Annotated in this window: 17 protein-coding genes; 6 read left to right on the top strand and 11 right to left on the bottom strand. The window is 65.1% G+C overall.

Translation table 11 applies throughout. The features are described 5' to 3' along the window. Positions 1 to 52: 52 nt before the first annotated feature. The 9 genes from tolQ to RMO95_RS02025 all read right to left on the bottom strand — a co-directional run bounded on the left by tolQ (position 53) and on the right by RMO95_RS02025 (position 8,657). A complete protein-coding gene (gene tolQ, locus RMO95_RS02065) occupies positions 53 to 730 on the bottom strand; it encodes a protein TolQ (RefSeq protein ID WP_310448924.1) in 678 nt (225 codons plus the stop codon). After that, on the bottom strand, positions 727 to 1,143 hold the full coding sequence (gene ybgC / locus RMO95_RS02060; protein ID WP_310448923.1) for a tol-pal system-associated acyl-CoA thioesterase: 417 nt from the start codon (positions 1,141 to 1,143) through the stop codon (positions 727 to 729). The genes tolQ and ybgC overlap by 4 nt, the downstream gene beginning before the upstream one ends. Continuing rightward, positions 1,140 to 1,352: a hypothetical protein gene (locus RMO95_RS02055; protein WP_310448922.1), complete on the bottom strand. Its 213-nt coding sequence runs from the start codon at positions 1,350 to 1,352 to the stop codon at positions 1,140 to 1,142. The genes ybgC and RMO95_RS02055 overlap by 4 nt, the downstream gene beginning before the upstream one ends. 26 nt (positions 1,353 to 1,378) lie before the next feature. After that, positions 1,379 to 4,000 (bottom strand): FkbM family methyltransferase, encoded by a 2,622-nt coding sequence (locus tag RMO95_RS02050; protein WP_310448921.1) that lies wholly within the window; start codon positions 3,998 to 4,000, stop codon positions 1,379 to 1,381. Between the two features lie 10 nt (positions 4,001 to 4,010). Continuing rightward, positions 4,011 to 5,072, bottom strand: a complete 1,062-nt coding sequence (gene ruvB / locus RMO95_RS02045) for a Holliday junction branch migration DNA helicase RuvB (RefSeq protein ID WP_310448920.1) — start codon at positions 5,070 to 5,072, stop codon at positions 4,011 to 4,013. Between the two features lie 146 nt (positions 5,073 to 5,218). Beyond that, a complete protein-coding gene (gene ruvA, locus RMO95_RS02040) occupies positions 5,219 to 5,818 on the bottom strand; it encodes a Holliday junction branch migration protein RuvA (RefSeq protein ID WP_310448919.1) in 600 nt (199 codons plus the stop codon). A 10-nt stretch (positions 5,819 to 5,828) separates the two neighbouring features. After that, positions 5,829 to 6,956: a nucleotide disphospho-sugar-binding domain-containing protein gene (locus tag RMO95_RS02035; protein WP_310448918.1), complete on the bottom strand. Its 1,128-nt coding sequence runs from the start codon at positions 6,954 to 6,956 to the stop codon at positions 5,829 to 5,831. 170 nt (positions 6,957 to 7,126) lie between these two features. Next, positions 7,127 to 7,660: a crossover junction endodeoxyribonuclease RuvC gene (gene ruvC / locus RMO95_RS02030; protein WP_310448917.1), complete on the bottom strand. Its 534-nt coding sequence runs from the start codon at positions 7,658 to 7,660 to the stop codon at positions 7,127 to 7,129. A 151-nt stretch (positions 7,661 to 7,811) separates the two neighbouring features. Further along, positions 7,812 to 8,657 carry a DMT family transporter gene (locus RMO95_RS02025; protein ID WP_310448916.1) on the bottom strand — a complete coding sequence of 282 codons (846 nt, stop codon included), beginning with the start codon at positions 8,655 to 8,657 and terminating at the stop codon, positions 7,812 to 7,814. A gap of 96 nt (positions 8,658 to 8,753) precedes the next feature. Here RMO95_RS02025 and RMO95_RS02020 point away from each other — a divergent pair, with 96 nt between their 5' ends. Then, a complete protein-coding gene (locus RMO95_RS02020; protein WP_310449005.1) occupies positions 8,754 to 9,287 on the top strand; it encodes a peroxiredoxin in 534 nt (177 codons plus the stop codon). Between the two features lie 28 nt (positions 9,288 to 9,315). Here RMO95_RS02020 and RMO95_RS02015 read toward each other — a convergent pair whose 3' ends face one another. Then, positions 9,316 to 10,041, bottom strand: coding sequence for a YebC/PmpR family DNA-binding transcriptional regulator (locus RMO95_RS02015; RefSeq protein ID WP_310448915.1), 726 nt, complete (start codon positions 10,039 to 10,041; stop codon positions 9,316 to 9,318). A 102-nt stretch (positions 10,042 to 10,143) separates the two neighbouring features. Between RMO95_RS02015 and RMO95_RS02010 the strand changes: the two genes are divergently transcribed. The 5 genes from RMO95_RS02010 to RMO95_RS01990 are packed head-to-tail and all read left to right on the top strand — an operon-like array spanning position 10,144 to position 17,362. Next, positions 10,144 to 11,673 carry a helicase HerA-like domain-containing protein gene (locus RMO95_RS02010; RefSeq protein WP_310448914.1) on the top strand — a complete coding sequence of 510 codons (1,530 nt, stop codon included), beginning with the start codon at positions 10,144 to 10,146 and terminating at the stop codon, positions 11,671 to 11,673. Between the two features lie 38 nt (positions 11,674 to 11,711). Beyond that, a complete protein-coding gene (locus RMO95_RS02005) occupies positions 11,712 to 12,572 on the top strand; it encodes a DMT family transporter (protein WP_310448913.1) in 861 nt (286 codons plus the stop codon). A gap of 30 nt (positions 12,573 to 12,602) precedes the next feature. Further along, positions 12,603 to 14,501 carry a TonB-dependent receptor plug domain-containing protein gene (locus tag RMO95_RS02000; protein ID WP_310448912.1) on the top strand — a complete coding sequence of 633 codons (1,899 nt, stop codon included), beginning with the start codon at positions 12,603 to 12,605 and terminating at the stop codon, positions 14,499 to 14,501. 51 nt (positions 14,502 to 14,552) lie between these two features. Then, the gene (locus RMO95_RS01995) at positions 14,553 to 15,443 is read left to right on the top strand and encodes an ABC transporter substrate-binding protein (protein ID WP_310448911.1); all 891 of its coding nucleotides are present in this window, start codon (positions 14,553 to 14,555) and stop codon (positions 15,441 to 15,443) included. Next, entirely contained in the window at positions 15,440 to 17,362 is a 1,923-nt protein-coding gene (locus tag RMO95_RS01990; protein WP_310448910.1) for an ATP-binding protein, read from the top strand. The genes RMO95_RS01995 and RMO95_RS01990 overlap by 4 nt, the downstream gene beginning before the upstream one ends. Here RMO95_RS01990 and metF read toward each other — a convergent pair. After that, on the bottom strand, positions 17,359 to 18,195 hold the full coding sequence (gene metF, locus RMO95_RS01985; protein ID WP_310448909.1) for a methylenetetrahydrofolate reductase [NAD(P)H]: 837 nt from the start codon (positions 18,193 to 18,195) through the stop codon (positions 17,359 to 17,361). The two genes, RMO95_RS01990 and metF, sit on opposite strands and share 4 nt — an antisense overlap. Positions 18,196 to 18,216 lie beyond the last annotated feature (21 nt).

The following is an 18,216-nucleotide window of genomic DNA, read 5'->3' as shown; positions in this document are numbered from 1 at the left end:
GACGATATTTGTGTCGCGCTTTGCGCGACGATTTTGTAAGAACGACGGACTCTCATCGCGTTTGGCGCTGCAGGATGTTGGAGAACTCTTCCATGAAGCTCTCGAAACGCACCGCGACGCGATCGACGTCGTGGGCGAAGCGGTTGTAGGCGATCACCGCCGGGATCGCCGCGAAGAGGCCGATCGCGGTGGCCACCAGCGCTTCGGCGATGCCCGGCGCGACGGCCGAGAGCGTCGCCGTGCTCATGTTTGCCAGGCCGCGGAAGGCGTGCATGATGCCCCAGACGGTGCCGAACAGGCCGACGTAGGGCGAGACCGAGCCGACCGAGGCGAGAAAGGCCAGATGCGCCTCCAGGTCGTCGATCTCGCGCTGGTAGGTGGCGCGCATGGCGCGCCGCGCGCCGTCGACCACGGCGGTGGGGTCGATCAGCTTCTGCCCGCGCAGTTTGGTGAATTCGCGGTAGCCGGCTTCGAAGATGCGTTCCAGCGCGCCGGTCTGGTGGCGGTTGTTGATCGCGCTCTGGAACAGCGCGTTGAGGTCGCCGCCGCTCCAGAAGTCGCGTTCGAACTTGTCGGTCTTGCTCCGCGCGTCGCGAATTGCGAAGGCCTTGCGGAATATCCAGTACCACGAGGTCAGCGACACCAGCGTCAACAGCAGCATCACCAGCTTGACCACCAGGCTGGCGTGGATCACGAGTTCGATGATGGAAAGGTCTTGGGTCACGTTCATTGCGGAGTTTCCGGCAGGGCTGACAATTGTTGGTGAAGGATACGCGGCATCGGGATCGGCCGGCCGCGCGCCGGGTCGATGCAGGCCACGCGTATTTTCGCATCAAGCAGCAGCTCATGGTCGCGCCGGACGCGTTGGGCGAAGCTGAGTTGGGCGCGACCCAGCGACGCGATGCTGGTTTCGATGACGAGCAGGTCGTCGAGCCGGGCGGGCTTCAGGTACTCGGCCGCGATCGAGCGCACCGCGAAGGCGATGCCTTCCTGCATCAGGACATTCTGGTCGTGACCCAGGCTGCGCAGGAACTCGGTACGGCCGCGTTCGAGAAATCGCAGGTAGTTGGCGTAATAGACGATGCCGGCGGCGTCGGTGTCTTCGTAATAGACGCGCACATCAAATTGAAAAAGGGCGCTCATCCGATATTCTCATTGCGCATGCAACGCGCCAAAAAGTCGCGCAACTGTCTGAATGCAGGCCGAGAACTCTTGCAAACGCTCTCGTCGAAGCCGCCGCAGTCGGCGGCGTGAATGTTGCCCAAGATCGTGCCCTCCTGGCCAATGGTTTCAGGTCGGCAAACGCGGTATTCCTTGGCGCGCTGTGCGAATGCCCGAATGCGGGTGCGCATTTGAGTGGAAGTTCGTGAAATCCGGATCAAGTCCCGCTGCCATGTGTGGTACCGGCAATCCGCGAAACCGCCAGCCGCCAATTGTCGTCGATATCGCGCACCGGCTCCAGACCGTTCATTTGAAACCGGCTGTTTTCCGGCAATGCAATGATATTTGCCTCGGGATGACCGGCTGCGGCAAAGATGTTGACCGCGTTGCGGTAGAAATTATGCTGATTGTAATAGGGCGAAATATGCCACCAGCAGCGGTAGTTCATCTCAAATAGCCGGACCAACAGTTCCCGGGCGCCCGTATCCAGATTGCACTCGGCAAAAACCACCGGCCGATCCTTTTCAATAAGGCCGCGTGCTCCGCGTATGACCTTTGCTTCCATGCCTTCGACATCTATCTTCAGCAGTGCAATTCGAGGCAACTCCAGGTCGTCGAGCCGGATCATCGGGATGCGCTCGTTTCCGCTCGCGGCCTCCAGACTCAGGCCGCCGATATTCTGGCGCTGAAGAGCCCAGCGTGAATTGACGATTGTCTGTCCGCTATGGTCCGAAACTGCCGAATTGAAATCGCGAACGTTCGCGAGTCCGTTGAGCGCAATGTTGGTGCACAAGACCTGGCGCACCAGCGGCTGAGGCTCGAAGGCGAACAGCATGCCCGCTTCGCCGATCGTCTTGGCAAGTGGTATCGCGTGGGTGCCGATATTTGCACCGACATCGATCACATTGTCGCCAGGCCGAAGGACTTGTTGCAGCAGATGGATTTCGTTTGCGGCCCATTCGCCGTAAAGTTCGATGCTGCGGCCGATGACCATGTCGTTAGGCAGGTAGGCCGTGGGGCCAAAGCGGCTTCTGCCCACAACGATGGACCCGGACGACAAAAGCGTTCTGGCGCGTTTTCTGAACAGCCGGGCGGCGACATCGACAAGCTGGCGATTACTGTCCGCAGAAGTCCGCTCGGGCCGACGGTTCCCGGGTGGGCTGACAGACGGCAGGGGATCAAGGACCAGTTCTGTGCGAAGTCCGTACGGAAAGGTCCGCGCGACCTCGAAAAACTCCTCGGTCGAGAGATTTTCGGAGAGTTCGAGACGTCGGGCAAACTGGTTCATGTGCGTCCATTCAACCTGACTGGAGCCCGCGGACACCGTTGCCCAGAAGTTAGCAAGAATCTTGCTTCTCAACTGTGCCGGACTGCGCACCGGGAAATGCGCCAGGGACATTCCGGCGATGGGCGTTCCAGGAGTCGGGCCGGACGGTGTGTGGATATTGTGGGCGCCATGATCCACCCTGAACCAGTCGTTTCGCGCAAGCACTGCCGAAAACGCCACCTTGCTGGCGGGTGTGGTTTCGGAGTGGGTTTCTTCGGAACATCGTCTGTGCCGGATTCGCAGCGCAGGGTTGGTTTCGCTCGGATCGTCAGTCGGGAGCGGAATGTAGGTTTTCCAGGGCAAGGCAATCGCTTCCAGGCTTGAGGCCGCTGGCAGCCTCTGGGCGAGAGTTCCCGGCGAATCAACACTAATAAACTCGTCCGCATCAAGGATGAAAATCCAGTCCGCGGCATATTGCCGGGCCAGGCGCTTCGCATAGGCAGTAGTCAGGCCGGCCTGATCGAATTCAGGATCATCATGAAAGATCACCCGGAGGCGATCGTCTTCCTCGCAAAGCCGGGACAAGATCTCGCGCGATCCATCGGTGCTGCAATGGTCGACGAGATAAAGAGCGTCGAGCAGCGTCAGGTTGTGACGGACAAAGGGTTCAAGTATGTCGGCTTCGTTTCTGCAGAACGACAAGCCGACGGCGGCGGCCGGTAGCACCAGGTTGCGCAGAGCCCTTTCAATCGCCGGGCGTGCGAGCAGTGCCGGCTCGTGACAAGCTGCCGCCGCGCGTATCTGCAACGCTTTACGCTCGGCATCGGAGTCGAGAAGGCGAAGGCATTCGTCAGCCAAAGACTGATATGGGACGGCGAGAAATCGATCGCGTAGCACTTCGGCGACCGAATCTGGAGCATATTCTTCCGAGATCACGGCTTTGCCGTTTGCCAGCAGGAATAGAACGCGGACGGCTTCAAATTCGCCGGCGTCCGCCTGATGGATATTCAGCACCAGTTTGGCCCGCGCGATCCATGCATCCCGCTCTGCCGCCCACACATTGCTCAGCGTTACCACGTGCGCTCCGCGAGCCCGCAACTCACGCAATACGCGCAAGCGCCGCTCGTTCAGCGCACCGAAGAACAGAACGTCAACATCCTGGACTTCAGCGGCGGTAATGCGCGTCAAGCAAGGCGAGTACCCGAATGGCACATGAATTGCCGTCGGCGCGATCCCGGAGCGATGCAAGTATTCAATATTCCTTGCGCTGAAATCCCAGACCCGAAAGTTCGATAGCACTTGCAGGTATTGCTCGGTGAACCATGGATAGCCAGGCACCAGTTGATCGAGGTTGAACACGATCGATTGAGCCGGAAGCCCGCCGATGCTGGCCGGGTCGAGATGCTGGGCGCAAAATATGACGGGCGTGGTTTCCCTGTCGATGCTATTGACGTCGATTCGCGCCGAGTGGCCGAGATCGATCAGGCATTCCTGCAACACTTCCATGGACTCGCGAGCGGCTTCGACGTACTCGAAACCGTCCGGCTTGATGAGCACAAGCTGAAAATTCATCAGGCAGGCGTTATTCGTTCCAAAGGCCCTGATTCGGATCTTGTGGCGACCGGAGCCCGAAATGCCGCCAGATGCTCGCCGTCGCCACGCGGCCGCGCGGGGTGCGCTGCAGGTAGCCTTGCTGGATCAAATAGGGTTCCAGCACGTCCTCGATGGTGTCGCGCGCCTCGCCGATCGCGGCGGCGAGGTTGTCCACGCCGACCGGGCCGCCGCCGAATTTTTCCAGCATGGCGCCGAGCAGCTTGCGGTCCATCACGTCGAGGCCGAGGTGATCGACATCGAGCATGGTCAGCGCCGCATCGGCCACCTCGCGCGTGATCCTGCCGTCGGCCTTGACCTCGGCGAAATCGCGCACGCGGCGCAGCAGGCGGTTCGAGATGCGCGGCGTGCCGCGCGAACGCTTGGCGATTTCCATCGCGCCGTCCTCGACGATTTCGCAGTTGAGCAGGTGGGCCGAGCGGCGCACGATCAGGGCGAGTTCCTCCGGCGTATAGAACTCCAGCCGGGCGACGATGCCGAAGCGGTCGCGCAGCGGATTGGTCAGCATGCCGGCGCGGGTGGTGGCGCCGATCAGGGTGAAGGGCGGCAGGTCGAGCTTGACCGAACGTGCCGAGGGACCTTCGCCGATCATGATGTCGATCTGGAAATCCTCCAGCGCGGGGTAGAGGATTTCCTCGACCACGGGACTCAGGCGATGGATCTCGTCGATGAACAGCACGTCGTGCGGTTCCAGGTTGGTCAGCATCGCGGCGAGATCGCCGGCGCGCTCCAGCACCGGGCCCGAGGTATGGCGCAGATTGACGCCCATCTCGTGGGCGATGATGTGCGCCAGCGTGGTCTTGCCCAGGCCCGGCGGGCCGAACAGCAGCACATGGTCCATCGATTCGGCGCGCCGCTTGGCCGCCTCGATGAAGATTTCGAGCTGGCCGCGAATCTTCTGCTGGCCGACGTAATCGGCCAGGCGCTTGGGCCGCAGGGCGCGCTCCAGCACGTCTTCCTGGGTCGATTCGCGGCCCGCCGAGATCAGGCGTTCGGGCGCGGCGGCGGCGAACTTGTCGGTCTGGATGCTCATGGGACTACTCTCCCCCGGCCCCCTCGCCGAGCGAGGAGGTGACAGTGGTGCGCCGCTGCGCGGCTTCGTGCGATTGTTGGCGCCCCGTCGGGCGGCCGTGCGGGGCGCTCATGCCGTAAGTTTAGCCGAGGCGGGCGGGCGCCGCCTCACGAGGACTTCGAGAGCAGCTTGAGCGCGGCGCGGATGCCGTCGGAGACGGAAACGTCCGGTGCCAGCGCCTTCACGGCCGAGACCGCCTCGCGTTCGTTGTAGCCGAGCGCCAGCAGCGCGTTCATGATGTCGGCGGCGGCGTCGGCCGCCGTGTCGCCAGCGCCAACTCTTGCGCCGCCGCCGGTGGCCAGGGTTTTCGGCAAGCGGTCGCGCAGCTCCAGCAACAGGCGTTCGGCGGTCTTCTTGCCGATGCCCGGCACCTTGGTCAGGCGCCCGGCTTCCTGCAGCGTCACCGCCTGCGCCAGTTCCGTCACCGACATGCCGGAGAGCACGGCCAGCGCGGTGCGCGCGCCGATGCCGGAGATCTTCAGCAACTGGCGGAAGGCGGCGCGTTCCTCCGGCGAGGCGAAGCCGTAAAGGTAGTGGCCGTCCTCGCGCACGATCAGGTGGGTGTGCAGCACGACCTTCTCGCCGGTCGCCGGCAGGTTGTAGAAGGTGCTCATCGGCACATCGACTTCGTAGCCGAGGCCCTGCACATCCACCGTGATCGACGGCGGGTTCTTTTCGATGAGCATGCCGCTGAGGCGACCGATCATGGTTTTCCTTTCATGCGAGGATTTCGTCGATGCGGCGCACCAGGTTGCCGATCACCGCCTGCTGGTCGAAGGCGGCGTACTTGGCGGCGAAGGCCTGGGCATTGCTGCGCCAGGATGGATTGTTTAGCAGGTCGGCGAGCACGGCGGCGAGGTCGCCCGGCGGCTGCTCGGGATTCACCAGGCGGCCGGCGCCCATTTCCTCGACGCGGCGCGCCACCAGGAATTGCTCCAGGTGTCCGGGCAGCAGCAGCAGCGGCTTGCCGGCGAGCAGGAAGGCCGTGGTGGTCGCCAGACCGGCATAGGTGACGGCGAGATCGGCTTCGCGCGTCATCTGCGCGATGTCGGCGGGATGGTCGAGAAAGCGCAGATGCGGCGCGGCATAGCGCGCGGCCAGCGCGGGCGGCAGCATGGGGAAGTAGATCACGGTCGCCTGCCCCAGCGCGCGCAGGGCGGCCAGCACCGCTTCGTGGTGCGGGCTTTCCGCGCGCAGGTAGGCGAACACGCGCTTGCCGCCGCCCGCGGGCCAGGCCACGGCCTGTCCGTTGCCGGCGCTGGGCAGGCTGCCCCAGTAGCGCGCCGGGCCGCGGTCGGCATAGTGGTCGAGTTCGGGAAAGCTCACCAGGGCTTCCTCGGCGACGTCGAACAGTTCGGCCAGATGCCGCAAGGGCGGACAGTGGTAGCGGCTCAGCACCGCATTGATCGCGGCCAGCGCGGCGAGGTCGAGCTGGCCGATGGTTTGCTCGGGCTGCGGCGCCCAGGGGCGCATGTTGGGCAGCGGGCTCACCCGCGGCGGGGCGGTGAAGCCGTTGGAGAACAGCATGACGGGGATGCCGAGACTGCGTGCCGCGAGCAGCGCGGTCGGCGCGTGGTCGGCCAGCACCAGCCGGGCGCCGGTCAGGCGCATGGCTTCGCGCCAGGCGCCGACCAGGCCGAACAGCGCACGAGAATCCGCGTAGCCGAAGCGCAGCAGGATGTCGGCATAAGTCAGCGGCGGCCCCGGGCGGGCGGCCTCGGGCACCGACGGCGCGGCCAGCCAGTTGAAACCTGCACTGGCGAGGAAATCGCCGACCACGGCGGGCTGGGTCACCATCCAGTGCACCTCGTGGCCCTGCTCGCGCAGGGCGCGTGCCAACGGCATGAAGGCGCCGACGTGACCCAGGTTGGCGCCGAATTCCCAGGCATAAAGAATGTTGTGCTTTCCCCCCGGCCCCCTTTCCGCGAAAGGCGGTGACGGGGGTTCGATCGCTGCGCGATCTCCGGGTGTTTGGCTGCGCCCACCTGGGGACGGCCCTGCGGCGGGCGATGTCATCACACCAGCCTTCCATTGCGCATGCGTCTGCCCAGGGTGGATAGCCCGCCCATGCCCTGGCCGCCATGGGCGTGGGCGATGGCGCAGGCCAGCGCGTCGGCGGCATCACTGCTCGGTATGCCCGGCAGATTGAGCAGGCGCGCGACCATGGCCTGGACCTGTTCCTTCGCCGCCTTGCCATGGCCGACCACCGCCTGCTTGACCTGCAGCGCGGTGTATTCCGCCACCGGCAGGTTCGCCGTGACCAGCGCGGAAATCGCCGCACCGCGCGCCTGGCCGAGCAGCAGCGTGGATTGCGGATTGACGTTGACGAAGACGATTTCCACCGCCGCCTGTTGCGGGCCGTAGGTGGCGATGATCTCGACCAGGCCGTCGAGTATGGTCTTGATGCGCTGCGGCAGGCTGCCTTCCGCATCGGTCTTGACGCAGCCGCTGGCGACATAGGCCAGGGTGTTGCCCGCCTTGTCGATGACGCCAAAACCAGTGCTCCTCAGACCGGGATCGATGCCCAATATGCGAATGGCCTTGTTCATGACGTAGCAGCGCAACCGGGGGCGCTGGTTTCAGAGAAGGCTAACCGGCGCAGCCGGTTAAGCGAGCTACGCGAGCGGCCGTAGCTAAAACCAGTGCTCCTCAGACCGGGATCGATGCCGAGTATGCGGATGCTGCTAGACAATGGCGGTTTCATTTTCGCGCAAGATACACGCCCCACACCGCGAGCGCCATGCCGACCAGCGCCATGCCGGCCAGGCGCTCGTCGAACAGCAGCCAGGCGATCAGGGCGGTGCAGGGCGGCACGAGGTAGAACAGGCTGGCGAGATTCACCGCGCTGCCGCGGCGGATCAGCATGTTGAGCAGGGAAACCGCGCCCAGCGACAGCACCAGCACCAGCCAGGCCAGGGCAAAGATGAAGTCGGGCGCCCATTCGACGCGGAAGTCCTCGCTCAGCTGGACGACGATGGCGGTGGCGATGGCCGTCGGCAGGAACTGGGCGATGGCGCCGGTGCGCCAATCAAAACTCGGGCAAAAGCGTTTCTGGTAGAGCGTGCCGGCGGTGATGCCGGCCAGCGCCGCCAGCGCCGGCCACAGCGCATCGAGGCCGAAGCCGCTACCGAGCTTGCCCGACACCACGATGGCGACGCCGACGAAGCCGAGCACCAGGCCGAACCATTGCCGCGCCAGCACGGCTTCGTTGAGCAGCCAGCCGGCGCCGACGGCGGTCAGCAGCGGCTGGATGCCCACCACCAGGCTGGCGACGCCGGCCGGCAGGCCCTTCGATATGGACATGAAGACGCCGCCGAGGTAGACGCCGTGCACCAGCAGGCCGGCGACGCCGATATGAAACCACTGCCGCGCATCGCGCGGCCAGGGCGCGCGCATCGCCAGCGCGATCAGGGTCATCAGCGCCAGCACCAGCAGGTAGCGGATCAGCAGAAAGGTGAGCGGCTCGGCGTGCGGCAGGCCGAACTTGGCGCCGATGAAGCCGGTGCTCCAGAGCAGGACGAACAACAGGGGGACGGAACGGTTCATAAAACTCATGGTCGAAAATTCAGCCCGCAAGGGTAACCGATTCCCGATTCGCCGCGCCGGCGCGGCAAGTTTCGATCGACCGAGGAGAGGGATGTGATGCGCAAATTTGTGGTGGGACTGCTGTCGATGCTGGCCCTGATCTCCGCCGCGAGCGCGGAGGTTCCGGCGCTGGGTAGCGCCGCGCCGGGATTTTCCTTGCCCGACCAGGACGGCGCGATGCGCCGCCTGGATGAATGGCGCGGACGCTGGCTGGTGCTGTACTTCTATCCCAAGGACGACACGCCGGGCTGCACCACGGAAGCCTGCAGCTTTCGCGACGACATCTCGCTGCTCACCGGCCTGGGCGCGCAGGTGGTCGGCATCAGCGTCGACGACACGGCGTCGCACAAGGCCTTCGCCGAGAAATATCACCTGCCCTTCCCGCTTCTGGCCGACTCGACGGCCGCGGTGGCGCGGCAATACGGCGCGCTGTCGGACTGGCTGGTGGTCAGGATGGCGAAGCGCTACAGCTTCATCATCGACCCGGCGGGACGCATCGCCAAGGTCTACCTGAGCGTCGATCCGGCGCGCCATGCGCGCGCGATTGCCGCCGATCTGAAATCCCTGCAGGCCAACACCGCGGTCCGTTAAGCGGCCGCCGCGTGGCGGGCCGGCGCGTTTATTCGTCGATTACCGCCGTGGTGTAGACCTCTTGCACGTCGTCGAGCGCTTCGAGAGCATCGAGCAGCTTCTGCATTTTCAGCGCGTCCTCGCCTTCGAATTCGGTTTCGTTCTGCGGTTTCATCGTCACTTCGCCGAATTCCGGCTTGAAGCCGGCCTGCTCCAGCGCATCCTTGACGTTGGCAAAGTCGTTGGGCGGCGTGATGACTTCGATCGAGCCGTCCTCGTTGGTCAGCACGTCGTCGGCGCCGGCCTCGATCGCCGCGTCCATCAGCGTGGCTTCATTGGTGCCGGGCGCGAACAGCATCTGCCCGCAGTGGGTGAACAGGAAGCCGACGCTGCCGTCGGTGCCCATGTTGCCGCCGTGCTTGGCGAAGGCGTGGCGCACTTCGGCGACGGTGCGCACCTTGTTGTCGGTCAGGCAGTCGACCATCACCGCGGCGCCGTTGATGCCGTAGCCCTCGTAGCGGATTTCCTCGTAATTCACGCCTTCGAGCTGGCCGGTGCCGCGCTTGACGGCGTTATCGATGTTGTCCTTGGGCAGGCTCTGCGCCTTGGCCTTCTCGATCGCCAGCCGCAGCCGCGGATTGGCGCTGACGTCGCCGCCGCCCATCTTCGCGGCGACGGTGATTTCCTTGATCAGCTTGGTGAACACCTTGCCCCGCTTGGCGTCCTGGCGCCCCTTGCGATGTTGGATGTTGGCCCATTTGGAATGTCCGGCCATAGTGGTTTCCCTGGTTGCGCGCCATTGCCGCGGGATTGCCGCGAGTTTGCCGCGAGTTTGCCTATTAGAATCGCAAATTTTAGCATCCCGGGAATCCCTGTCATGAGCCAAGCCCTGCCTATCGCCAAGAGCGGCGAGATCGAACTTGCCCTGCTGGCGCAACTTGCCAACCGTCACGGCCTGATCACCGGCGCCACCGGTACCGGCAAGACGGTGACGCTGCAAGTCATGGCCGAGCAGTTGTCCAGGGCCGGCGTGCCGGTGTTCCTCGCCGATGCCAAGGGCGATCTGTCAGGCCTCGGCGTCGCCGGGGCCGCCTCCGAAAAGTTCCAGGCGCGGCTGGATCGGCTCGGCATCAAGGACTGGCAGCCGCAGGCCAGCCCGGTGGTGTTCTGGGACGTGTTCGGCCAACGCGACCATGGCGGCCATCCGGTGCGCGCCACGATTTCCGACATGGGGCCACTCTTGCTGGGGCGCCTGCTCAATCTCAACGACACCCAGGCCGGGGTGCTGCAGATCGTGTTCCGGGTGGCCGACGACCAGGGCCTGCTGCTGCTCGACCTCAAGGACTTGCGCGCCATGGTCCAGCATGTCGGCGAGCACGCGGCCGACTACAAGACGCAGTACGGCAACGTCTCGGCCGCTTCGATCGGCGCCATCCAGCGCGGCCTGCTGACGCTCGAAGAGCAGGGCGGCGACAGCTTCTTCGGCGAGCCCATGCTCGACATCGAAGACCTCATGCAAACCCAGGACGGGCGCGGCGTGATCAATGTGCTGGCGGCCGACAAGCTGATGAACTCGCCGCGGCTCTACGGCTGCTTCCTGCTCTGGCTGCTGGCCGAGCTGTTCGAGCAACTGCCCGAGGCGGGCGACCTGCCCAAGCCCAAGCTGGCCTTCTTTTTCGACGAGGCCCACCTGCTGTTCAGCGACGCGTCGCCGGCGCTGCTGGAGAAGGTCGAGCAGGTGGTGCGCCTGATCCGCTCCAAGGGCGTCGGCATTTACTTCGTGACGCAGAATCCGCTCGACATTCCCGATGTCGTGCTCGGCCAGCTCGGCAACCGCGTCCAGCATGCGCTGCGTGCCTTCACCCCGCGCGACCAGAAGGCGGTCAAGGCGGCCGCCGACACCCTGCGCGCCAATCCGGCCTTCGACGCCGCGACGGCGATCACCGAACTCGGCGTCGGCGAGGCGCTGGTCTCCTTCCTCGACGAGCACGGCCGGCCGACCGTGGTCGAGCGCGCCATGGTGCTGCCGCCGGCCTCGCGCATCGGACCGATGACGGCAGACGAGCGTCGGGCCGCGATCGCCGCCTCGCCGATCGCCGGGCATTACGAAAAGCTGCTCGACCGCGAATCGGCCTACGAGAAACTCAAGGGCGATGTCAGTCAGAGAGTTGGCGCTGGCGACACGGCGACTGCGACGCCGCAAGCCGGCGGCGGCGGATTTCTCGGCGGCATCGGCGACGCGCTGGGCGGCATGCTCGGCGGCGGCGCCCGCAGCGGTTCGCGCGGCCGGCAGACCGTGGTCGAAGCCGCCGTGAGCAGCACCGTGCGCGCCATCGGTTCCTCGCTCGGCCGCGAGATCGTGCGCGGCGTGCTGGGCTCGATCATGGGCGGCGGTCGTCGCCGGTGACGCACGCGGCCGGCTTGCCCGCGGTACATCGCGCTGGAGTGATATTCGCCGTTATCGCGGCCTTCGGCTTTTCCTTCAAGGCGATCCTGGTCAAGCTGGCCTATCCCTACGGCGTCGATGCCGTGACGCTGCTGGCCCTGCGCATGGCCTTCGCCCTGCCGGTATTCCTCTGGGTCGGTTTTTCCGCTTCGCGCAATGCCCCGGGCATGACGCTGCGCGACTGGCTTGCGGTCGCGCTGCTGGGCACGCTCGGTTACTACGGCGCCAGCATTCTGGATTTTCTCGGGCTCAAGTACATTTCGGCGGGCCTGGAACGGCTGATCCTGTTCACCTATCCGACGCTGACCCTGCTGTTCGGCGTCGTCCTGCACGGCCGTGCCATCAGCCGCCGCGAGGCTGTGGCGCTGGGCCTGTGCTACACCGGCATTGCCGCCGCGTTCGCGCACGATCTGCACTTTTCCGGCGATACCGCTGCGGTCTGGATCGGCGGCGGCTTCGTCTTCGCTTCGTCGGTGAGTTATGCGCTCTACCTGTCGGGCAGCGCCGGGATGATTGCGAAACTCGGTGCGGCACGCTTCACCGCCCTGGCCATGCTGGTATCGACAGCCGCCATCGGCGGCCACTTCCTGGCGACGCAGCCGCTGACGACCCTGGTGCAGCCTTGGCCGGTCTATGCGCTGGGCGCTGCGATGGGCATGTTCTGCACGGTACTGCCGGTATTCGCCCAATCGGCGGCGATTCGCCGCATCGGCAGCGGACAGGCCGTGCTGGTGGGCATGGTGGGTCCGCTACTGACCATTGTCTTCGCCTGGCTGCTGCTCGATGAAGGTTTCTCGACGGCGCAGATGGCCGGTGTCGCACTGGTCATTGCCGGCGTGGCTACGGTTAGCCGCCGCTGAGCATATCTATCTGTCTATAATCGGATAACCATGCTCAGCCGTCGACTTTTTGCCGTCCTCTCAGCGCCAACTCTCGCGCTTCTGTCCAGCTGCGCTGGGGCGCAGGAGGTTTCGGAGAAGGACTACTTCGACGAACTGCCGGTGGTGCTCTCGGTCAGCCGCCTGGCGCAGCCGCTCAAGGACGTGCCGGGAGCGGTGACGGTCATCGATCGCGAAGCCATCCGGCGTTCCGGTGCGCGCGATCTGACCGACTTGCTGCGTTTCGTTCCGGGCTTCGTGATCGGCCACATCAATGGCGCAAATCCGATCGCCAATTATCACGGCGATTTCGATGCATTGAATCGGCGCCTGCAGGTGTTTGTCGATGGCCGTTCGATCTATTCCTCCCTGCTGGCCGGCAACGTTAGCCACCCGATGATGGGTATGGTGCTCGATGACATCGAGCGCATCGAGGTATTGCGCGGGTCGAACTCCGCGGCTTACGGCGCCAATGCGTTTTCCGGGGTGGTCAACGTGGTGACGCGGACTGCCACCGATGTGCCAAGATTTTCCACGTCGCTGGCGCTCGGCGAGAAGGGCATTGCCGATCGCAGCGTGCGCGCGGCTTGGGGCGACGAGCGCCTTGCCGTGCGATTGACGGCGGCGCGCTCGGGCGACAGCGGATTCGACGATGCTAACGACGACAAGCGGGTTGATCAGTTTCATCTCCGCGCCGATTTGCGGCCATCGGCGGCGGACGACGTCATGTTGACTGCGGGCTCGGTTCGCCATCAGTGGGGTGCGACCGATATGCTGCGCAGTGAAAACTGGCGCAATGTGTTCGTCCAGGGGCAGTGGCGGCACAATGTCGATGCAGACAACGATATCCGCTTCAATGGCAGCTTCGATGAAGAAAAGTTCATCGACCAGATCTATCACTTCACACTCTTGGGAGTGCCGCGTCCCTATCGTGCCGATGGGACGGGACGGCGATTGTCCCTGGAGGCCGAACATACGACCCGGATATTGCCGGATCTGCGCCTGGTATGGGGTGGCCAATGGCGTCACGAGGAAATCCGCTCACCCGATCTCTTCAAGGAGCAGACTGCGCTGACCGCCGAACTGCGCCGCGTGTTCGGCAATGTCGAGTGGCGGCTGGGCGAGAAATGGATTGTAAATGCCGGCGCGATGTGGGAAGACCATAGTGTCGCCGGTCCGCATACGGCGCCGCGTCTGAGTCTCAATTACCACATCCTGCCCGGACACACGCTGCGTTTTGGCTCCACCCAGGCCTACCGCATGCCCACCATGTTTGAATTGCGCGGGAATTGGCGGACACCCAGCCTGCCCGGCTCACTGGTGCTCGCCAGCGGCGGGATCAAGCCCGAGCGCCTGGTGGCCAACGAGATCGGCTACGTCGGCGAGTTCCGGCAGCTCGGCCTGACAGTCGACTTGCGCGGCTTCGAGGAAAGCGGCAGCAGCATCGCCCGCTATTTCGGCGGTTATCCGAACGACGTGGTGAACAAGGACCGTTATCGCAAGCGCGGTTGGGAGACGCAGTTGCGCTGGAAGCCGCGTCCGGAAACCCAGCTATTGTTGAATCACACGGTACTCAACATTCGCGCCTGGGCCACCGGCGACACGCACATCAGCGACGAACTGAGCGCACCCTCGCACACCTCCGGCTTGGTCTGGTTCGAATCTCTGCCGGCCGGTTTCGAGTTCGGGCTGTTCTATCTCACCTACGGAGCGATGACCTGGGGCGGCAAGAACGACGTGCTCGACACCCAACCTCGGGTCGATCTGCGCTTGGCGCGCCGCTTCAAGATCGGCGGAACTCAGGCCGAAGCGGCTGTGGTAACGCACTCGGCAACCGGCAGCTATCAGGAAGGCGATCCGGGGAGATACTTCCCGCGCCGCACTTTCGCCACATTACGGCTGGATTTCTGAGTAATGCCCTCCCGGTTTTTAGCTGCTCTCGCCACCGCTTGCCTATGTCTAATGACATATGGATCAGCGGGGGCCGCCGCGACGATCCCCGTCTGGGTGGCCTTGTCCGCCACGGGCGGCGCCCACGCCGAAGCGGCGCAGGCGCTGCAGGCGGAAGTCGAGCAGGCACTGCCGGGACGCATCGACTGGCGCGTGGCGCACTGGAGCAGCTTCACCCGTGCGGCGCCGGAGCCGCAATGGGTCGTCGCCATCGGGACGGGGGCTCAGCGCGGCATGCAGAACCTGTTTGCCCGTGACACGACGCCGCCCCCGCTGCTGTCGATACTGGTGCCGCGCCTGGCTTTCGAGCGCATGGCCGATCCGGCGCGCCTGCGTGCCGGATCGCTCTCGGCGGTGTTCCTCGACCAGCCGCCATGGCGGCAGCTGGAACTGATCCGGCTGGCGTTGCCCAACGTGCGCAAGGTCGGCATGCTGGTCGGCGCGGAGTCGAAGGGCCACTTGCCGGCACTGGAGAAAGCGGCCAAAGAGCGCGGCTTCGAACTGGCGGCGGCGGCGGTGGAAGCGGATGGCCTGTTCGAGGCCCTGCAAGCGGTGCTGCCCAATGCCGATGTCCTGCTTGCGCTGCCCGACCCGGCTGTGTTCAACAGCCAGACAGCCGCCAACATATTGACGGCAGCCTATCGGCGGCGGGTGCCGCTGCTCGGCTTTTCTCCGGCCTATGTCAAGGCGGGCGCGCTGCTGGCCCTGTATTCGACACCGGCCCAGGTCGGTGTCCGCGGTGGCGAATCGCTGCGCCAGGCACTGGCGGGCAAGGCTTTGCCGGCGCCGCAGTGGCCGCGCGAGTTTGTCGTCGCGGTTAACCATGATGTCGCCCGCTCGCTGGGTTTCGCCCTGGACGAATCGCTGATCGGGCAACAACTGCGCCAGAAGGAGAGGCCATGAAGATGAGCCTGCGTACCCGCATGCTGTTGTCGGCGCTGCTGCCGACCACGCTGGTGGCGGTGCTTTTGACGACGGTGTTTTTACTGCGCGCCATCGACGATCTCGAACAAGGATTGCAGACGCGCGGCACGGCGATTTCGCGACAGATGGCCGGTGCTGCGGAGTTCGGCATATTTTCCGGTCAGCGCAGCGCCCTTTCGGTGTTGACCGAGTCGGCACTGCAGATCGATCCGGATGTGCGCGGGGCAGCGATTCTCGATGCGCGCGGTGCCGTCATGGCACTTAGCGGCGCGTTGAATCAATCCATGTGGCCCGCGCCGGCGCGCATTGACGGCGCACGTCTGCGTCCGGATGTGCTGTTGTTCGTCGAGCCGGTGATGCGCAGCAGTCTGCCCGTGGATGACATCTACGGCGGCACGACGGCGGCAGCTGAGGTGCCGCAGCAGCTGCTTGGCTACGTCGTGGTCGAACTGTCACTGCGCAAGGTATCGAGCAAGAGCGAACGGCTGATCGCCATCGGCGGCTTGATTGCCTTGCTTGGATCCGTGCTCGGCGGCTGGCTGGCGCAACGCATCGCACGCGGCATGACAAACCCGCTGCTGGAGGCCAACGAGGTCGTCGGGCGTATCGGCGCCGGGGACCTGACGGCGCGCATGGCGACCCGATCTGCCGGCGCCCTGCACTCCCTGGCGGCCGGCATCAACGGCATGGCCGAACGCATAGGCGTGACGCAGGACGAGTTGCGCGCCCGGGTGGCCGAAGCCACTGCCGACTTGCGGCAGGCCAAGGACGCGGCGGAGCACGCCACCATCGCCAAATCGCACTTTCTGGCGGCCGCCAGTCACGACCTGCGCCAGCCCCTGCACGCACTAGGCCTCTTCGTCTCCGCCCTGGCGCAATCCCAGGCGGCAAGGCAGGAGCCGGAACTGGTTGCGCACATCCAGTCGGCCGTTGACGCCCTGCAGAATCTGCTCGATGCCATCCTCGACATTTCACGCCTCGACGGCGGCAACGTGGTGCCGAGCATCGGCTGCTTCCCCCTGAGCCATGTGCTGGATCGCCTGGGCCAGGATCTTTCGCTGCTGGCCGCGCAAAAGGGTTTGCGGCTCAAGCTGCGGCCGACACGGTTCTGGGTGCGCAGCGACGAAAAGATCGTCGAGCGCATTTTGCTCAATCTGGTCGGCAATGCCTTGCGCTACACCCGCACCGGAGGCGTGCTGGTGAGCTGCCGCAGCCGCCGCGACGTGCTGGTGGTCGAGGTCTGGGATACCGGCGCAGGCATTCCGGAGCATGCACGCGAGGGAATTTTCGAGGAATACGTGCAGTTGGCGAACCCTGAGCGCGATCGTGCCAAGGGCCTCGGGCTGGGCCTGGCCATCTGCCGGCGCCTGGCCGACTTGCTGCACATTCCGCTGGGTGTCCGTTCGCGCCCGGGGCGCGGTTCGGTGTTCTGGATCGAATTGCCCGTGGTGCCGGCGGGCTTGCCCCGCGATCTGCCGTCAGCGGGGAGCGCATCGTCAGAGGGCGCGGTCGATCCGGCGCGGATAACGGGAACAGTCCTGGTGGTGGAGCGGGATGCGCTGGTACGGGCGGGCATGCAACAGGCGATCGTCAGCTGGGGCGGCCGGGTGTTGCTGGCGGCCGACCGCGAGGAGGCGCTGAGCCGCTGCCGCGAGAGCGATCCGCCGCCGGATCTGACGATATGCAATCTTCGACTGCCGGGCCGCGGCAGCGGTATCGAGCTGGCACAGGAGCTGCGCCGGGAATTCGAGGGCATGGCCGTGCTGCTGGTCAGCGCGGATGTCAGCGACGAAGCGCAGAATGCGGCGCGCAGCGCCGGCTTCGCGCTGCTCAAGCAGCCGGTGCCGGCAGGGCGGCTGCGGGCGGCCTTGCGCCACCTGCTCGAGGTTCGCGTCTAGCGGTCGAGCAGTCCCAGGCGGCGGCAAAGCTCCAGCGTCAGGCCCGCCTGGTTCATGCTATAGAAGTGCAGGCCCGGCGCGCCGCGCTCGATCAGGCGCTGGCACAGCTCGGTCACCACATCGAGACCAAAGGCCCGGATCGATTCCGCATCGTCGCCGAAGCTCTCGAACTTGCGCCGCATCCAGCGCGGTATCTCGGCGCCGCAGGCGTCGGAAAAGCGCGCCAGCTTGGAGAAGCTCGCGATCGGCATGATGCCCGGCACGATCGGCACCGTTACGCCCAGCGCCCGCGCTTCGGTGACGAAATGCTCGTAGGCGTCGGTATTGTAGAAATACTGGGTAATGGCCGAATTCGCACCGGCGTCGATCTTGCGCCTGAAATTCAACAGATCGTCGCGCGGGCTTTTCGCCTGCGGATGCCATTCCGGATAGGCCGCCACCTCGATAAGAAAACGCGCGCCGGTTTCGGCGCGGATGAACGACACCAGCTCGTTGGCATAACGGAATTCGCCGGCGTCGGCCATGCCCGAGGGCAGGTCGCCGCGCAGGGCGACGATGCGGCGGATGCCGCGTGCGCTGAAGATGGCCAGCATCTCGCGGATGCCCTCGCGCGTGGAACCGATGCAGGACAGGTGCGGCGCGGCCTGGTGGCCTTCGGCGGCGATCTCCATCACCGTCGCCAGCGTGTTTTCGCGCGTCGAGCCGCCAGCGCCGTAGGTGACGGAGAAAAACTCGGGCTTCAGCAGCGCAAGCCGGGTCCGCGTCGCGCGCAGCTTCTCCATGCCCTCGCTGGTCTGCGGCGGGAAAAACTCGATGGATAGTTCAAGACTCATGCTGGATTCCAGGAAAGTGCT

The organism is Sulfuritalea sp. (assembly GCF_031426875.1).
Classification (GTDB): domain Bacteria; phylum Pseudomonadota; class Gammaproteobacteria; order Burkholderiales; family Rhodocyclaceae; genus Sulfuritalea.
The sequence above is the reverse complement of the archived record's forward strand: the minus strand, read 5'-3'. Positions and strand labels throughout refer to the sequence as shown.